The organism is Brevundimonas sp., assembly GCF_031082345.1.
Taxonomy (GTDB): Bacteria; Pseudomonadota; Alphaproteobacteria; order Caulobacterales; family Caulobacteraceae; genus Brevundimonas.
In genome coordinates this window covers 1-4514 of sequence record NZ_JAVHLH010000233.1, presented here as the reverse complement: position 1 = coordinate 4514, position 4514 = coordinate 1, and the positions used below count along the sequence as shown (strand labels likewise).

The 4514-nt window shown below is 62.5% G+C and carries 4 protein-coding genes and 1 pseudogene; 3 read left to right on the top strand and 2 right to left on the bottom strand.

What is annotated here, in order from left to right:
* Positions 1-333 precede the first annotated feature (333 nt).
* A complete protein-coding gene (gene cobS / locus RDU12_RS12900) occupies positions 334-1344 on the top strand; it encodes a cobaltochelatase subunit CobS (protein ID WP_374990219.1) in 1011 nt (336 codons plus the stop codon).
* Between the two features lie 9 nt (positions 1345-1353).
* Entirely contained in the window at positions 1354-2418 is a 1065-nt protein-coding gene (locus RDU12_RS12895) for a DUF262 domain-containing protein (protein ID WP_308684983.1), read from the top strand.
* Between the two features lie 637 nt (positions 2419-3055).
* On the opposite strand, the gene RDU12_RS12890 is transcribed toward RDU12_RS12895, so the two are convergent.
* Complete coding sequence (locus RDU12_RS12890; protein ID WP_308684981.1) at positions 3056-3643, bottom strand: DUF2239 family protein; 588 nt, start codon at positions 3641-3643, stop codon at positions 3056-3058.
* Positions 3644-3823: 180 nt separating this feature from the next.
* On the opposite strand from RDU12_RS12890, the gene RDU12_RS12885 reads away from it, so the two are divergent.
* Positions 3824-4129, top strand: a complete 306-nt coding sequence (locus tag RDU12_RS12885) for a CsbD family protein (protein ID WP_308684979.1) — start codon at positions 3824-3826, stop codon at positions 4127-4129.
* Positions 4130-4206: 77 nt separating this feature from the next.
* Here RDU12_RS12885 and clpA read toward each other — a convergent pair.
* Positions 4207-4514 (bottom strand): annotated as a pseudogene (gene clpA, locus RDU12_RS12880) (ATP-dependent Clp protease ATP-binding subunit ClpA); the annotation flags it as partial.

Sequence of the window (4514 nt, the reverse complement as noted above, 5' to 3'; positions counted from 1 at the left end):
CCAACGCGGCGGCGAGGATCTCGGCCGGCCGCGCCTCGGGGCGCCGACGGAATTTGGGCTCGCCTGGGGGCAACATCGGGCTCACTGCTAACTGACCGGTCAGTTATTACTCTCAATGCATCGCCCCTGTAAAGGATCAGCCGTCGCTTCGCACGAGCCGTCATTCCGGGGCCGCGAAGCGGAACCCGGAACCCAGGTGTTCATCTGCGGTCCTGGGTTCCGGGTTCGCTCTGCGAGCGCCCCGGAATGACGGCGTTTGAGCCGGCCGGGCCCAGCATTCACCAACCGCCGCGCAAGCCCCCGCTGGACCCCGCCGCGCTGGAATTCTAAGGGATGCGGATGACCTCCCTGCTCGACGCCTCCCCCGATCCGCTGCTGACGCTGGAACCGCACCGCCACGCCACCGTGCGCGAGGTTTTCGGCATCGACTCGGACATGACCGTGCCGCTCTTCACCGAGCGCGACAGCCATGTGCCCGAGATCGACGAGGCCTACCGCTTCGACCCCCAGACGACCCTGGCCATCTGCGCCGGCTTCGCCTTCGACCGCCGCGTCATGGTCCAGGGCTATCACGGCACCGGCAAGTCGACCCACATCGAACAGGTCGCCGCCCGCCTCAACTGGCCCATGGTCCGCGTCAACCTCGACGCCCACGTCAGCCGCATCGATCTGGTCGGCAAGGACGCCATCGTCCTCAAGGACGGCAAACAGGTCACCGAATTCCGCGAGGGCATGCTGCCCTGGGCCATCCAGCGCCCCATCGCCCTCGTCTTCGACGAATACGACGCCGGCCGCCCGGACGTGATGTTCGTCATCCAGCGCGTGCTCGAGGCGCAAGGCCGCCTGACCCTGCTCGACCAGAACCGCGTCATCCGGCCGAACAAATTCTTCCGCCTGTTCGCCACCACCAACACCATCGGCCTCGGCGACACCTCGGGCCTGTATCACGGCACCCAGCAGATCAATCAGGGCCAGATGGACCGCTGGAACATCGTCACCACGCTCAACTACCTCGACCACGACGTCGAGGCCGAGATCGTCGCCGCCAAGGTGCCCGAGTGGTCCGACGCCGAGGGCAAGCGCAAGATCGCCGCCATGGTCCGCGTCGCCGACATGACCCGCAACGCCTTCATGAACGGCGACATCTCTACGGTGATGAGCCCGCGCACGGTCATCACCTGGGCCCAGAACGCGATCATCTTCGCCGGGGATGTGGGCCTGGCCTTCCGGCTGACGTTCCTGAACAAATGCGACGAGCTGGAGCGGCCGACCATCGCGGAGTTCTACCAGCGGGCGTTCGGAGAGGATCTCCCGGAGGCGGCGACGCGGGTGAAGGTGGGGTAGGAGAGGTACGTGAAAGATTTCGATACACGCGTCTACAGCATATCCGACCTAGTGGAGTGGAATCAGAGGGGGCAGTTGGAGCTATCCCCTGATTTTCAGAGGCGGAGCGTATGGAGCGCTAAGGCGAAGTCGTATCTGGTTGACACCATTATACGCGGAAAGCCAATTCCGAAGCTCCTCCTCACACAAGACATTAAGGATCGACGAAACATTAGAGTTGTTGTCGACGGCCAGCAGCGACTTCGTGCAATTCTCGATTTTGTTGATAACCAGTTCAAGATATCCAGAGCCCACAATAAGGATTTCGCTGGCAAGATTTTCGACTCGCTCCCCGATCAAACGCAGGACGACTTCATGAAGTACGAGGTCGGCGTTGACCTGCTTTATGATATGCCATACCGTGACATACTTGATATCTTTGCCCGTTTAAACACATACACGATGAGGCTAAATGGACAAGAACTGCTGAACTCTCAGTACGTTGGCTTCTTTAAACAACTCGCCTATACGCTTGGCTACCGATATCTTGATTATCTTCTTGACTCAGGAATCGTGACTCGTGCGTCAGTAACTCGTATGGCGGAGGCTGAGCTTACCTCAGACATTTTAGCCTCGCTGATAGATGGCCCCCAAACCAACAAATCGATCGAGGGATACTATCGGCGATTCGACGATGAATTTGCTGATGCCGATACGTTTGAGCTCCGGTTCGACGCCGCAATGGGCGCGATTGAAGAGATCTATCCCGCTAAGGAACTGGCCAACACTAACTGGTCCCGAATCCACCTTTTCTACACGCTGTTCAACGTGGTCTCGCACGGGCTGTTTGGACTCAAGAAGATGGAGGACGTACCACGTCCCTCCTTCACGGCTGCCAACGTGGCCCAACGGCGAATTCAGCTTGATAACCTGAGTGCTGAATACGACGCCTATTCGGCCATGCTGCCGAGCACCGAAGGCATACCAGCGGACTTCGCACAGTTCATCCAGTTCTCGCGGCGCGGCACGACCGACACACAAGCCAGAGAGTATCGAGCCAAGTTTGTTGCTCGCCAGCTGGCCGATGACGTCTAGGCGTGCATACGAGAATTGACACAGCGCATCAGGCCTTTCTGAAGGAACTTCGTCGGCTGCGCGCCGTGGATCGGGAGAACCAATCCCGCTTCAGGCTCACGATGGCAGCGACGCGGACAAGCCGATTCTCTGATGCTCAGTTCTCACTTCTCTCGGAGGGGCTCTTCTCGATTGGTTTCCGACGGTTTGAGCGTTTTCTGGAAGAGATTTTCGTTCTCTACGCAAAGGGTAAAAAATCCCCGTCAGGCCAGCGGGCTCGGCCCTTTATTGCCCCCAAGTCCTCTGAACACGCCCTTGATTTGATGCAATCGGCAATGGCCTTCCTAGAATGGAATTCGCCTGACAAAGTCATTTCGCGCGCTGAGCTATATTTGCGAGATGGCGCCCCGATAAAAGATGTCATCGTCGCCCATCGAACCATCTTTGATGATGCGCGCATAATCCGGAATCATATCGCCCACGACTCTCGGGAGTCGATGCGAAGGTACAGATCAGTTGCCGCAAGGCGATTGCGTATCGCGCCTGCAAACGTCCCACCTCCGGGGACCTTTCTTCAACAGACTGACCCGGCCACAGGCTCGTATTTTCTACTGATATTCTTTGACGGCTTCGAGCAAATCGCAGGCGACTTATGCTCCTAAGCCGCTAGCTCCCCATTCCGCCACGCCCCCCTGGCCATCTCCCGCGCCACGTCCCTGACCCCCTCCGGCCAGCCCGCCACCGCCGCGTCGAACGCGGTCCAGTCCCCCGCGAACAGCCTCCGCGTCGCCTCCTCATAGTTCGGCAGGTCTCCCGCCATGGCCGTCATGAAGCGGTAGGCCGCCTCCTTCGCCCGCCGCGCCCGGTCCGGCCCCTCGCCCGCCTTCATCTGGGCCTCGACCAGCTTCCTCAGCGCCACCGAGACCCCGCCCGGTTGCGCCGCCAGCCAGTCCCAGTGGCGCGGCAGCAGGGTCACCTCCTTCGCCGTGACCCCCAGCCTGGGCCGCCCCCGCGCGCGCTTCTCAACCGCCGCCTCCCCCGGCCCCAGCCGGGCCAGCGCCGCCTCCACGTCGCCGCGCAGGTCCAGGTCCACCGCCCGGCCGTCGGCCAGGTCGAACACCAGCGGCCCCTTCCCCGCCGCGGCGGCGGCGTGGATCGCGGGCAGCGCCCGGTGCAACGGCCCGGGAGCGGCGATCCGGTCGGCGCCGACGAAGGCGACCACGGGCAGGTCGGACGGAATGGACATGGAAGAGAACTCCAGGCGGACGGTCTGATCGGTCTTATCCAATTTTTACCCGGGTAAAACTCGACCGTCAATATTACCCGGGCAAAACTATCCGCGCCCGCCTGTCGCAGGCCCGGAACTCCCGTCACCGCCATGCGCTAATCCGGCAACCCTCCCCCACCCCTGTCGAAGGATTTCCGCATGACCGACCAACGTATCGAAGGCGCCGCCACCGAGCTCGAGGGCAAGGCCCGGAACGGCCTCGGCCGCCTCACCGGCGACAGCAAGCTGCAGGTCGAGGGCAAGCTGAACGAGGTCAAGGGCAAGGCCCTCGACGCCTATGGCCGGGTCATCGACGGCCTCGACGGCCTGGTCGACAAGGCCCCGACCCAGTATCAGGGCAAGGCCCGTCAGGGTCTCGACTTCGCCCGCCGCAAGCCGCTGCTGACCACCGGCATCGTCGCCGGCCTGGCCGTCCTGCTCAGCGGCATCGGCCGCCGCCGCTAGACCACGCCCCGACCCGCAAGAGAAAGGCCCGGGCGTCGCCGCCCGGGCCTTTTTGCGTCCTCGCGGCGAAGGGGCCGCTAGTCGACGACCTGGTCCGCCCGCCGCGACGCCTTGACCTGGGCCGCGCTGGAGGGGGTGACGTCGAAGACGATCTTGCCGTCCTTCAGCTCGACCTTCACATGCCCGCCGCGGGTCAGACGCCCGAACAGGATGTCGTCGGCCAGCGGCTTCTTGATGTGCTCCTGGATGACCCGGGCCAGAGGCCGCGCGCCATACAGTTCGTCGAAGCCGTTCTTGGCCAGCCAGTCGTTGGCCTCGTCGGTCAGCTCGATGGTGATGTTGCGGTCCGCCAGCTGGGCTTCCAGATGCAGGATGAACTTGGTCA

Excerpts from the sequence above, each read along its gene's own strand:
- cobS (WP_374990219.1), top strand. The coding sequence starts at position 334 with ATGCGGATGACCTCCCTGCTCGACGCCTCCCCCGATCCGCTGCTGACG.
- RDU12_RS12890 (WP_308684981.1), bottom strand. The coding sequence starts at position 3,643 with ATGTCCATTCCGTCCGACCTGCCCGTGGTCGCCTTCGTCGGCGCCGAC.
- RDU12_RS12885 (WP_308684979.1), top strand. The coding sequence starts at position 3,824 with ATGACCGACCAACGTATCGAAGGCGCCGCCACCGAGCTCGAGGGCAAG.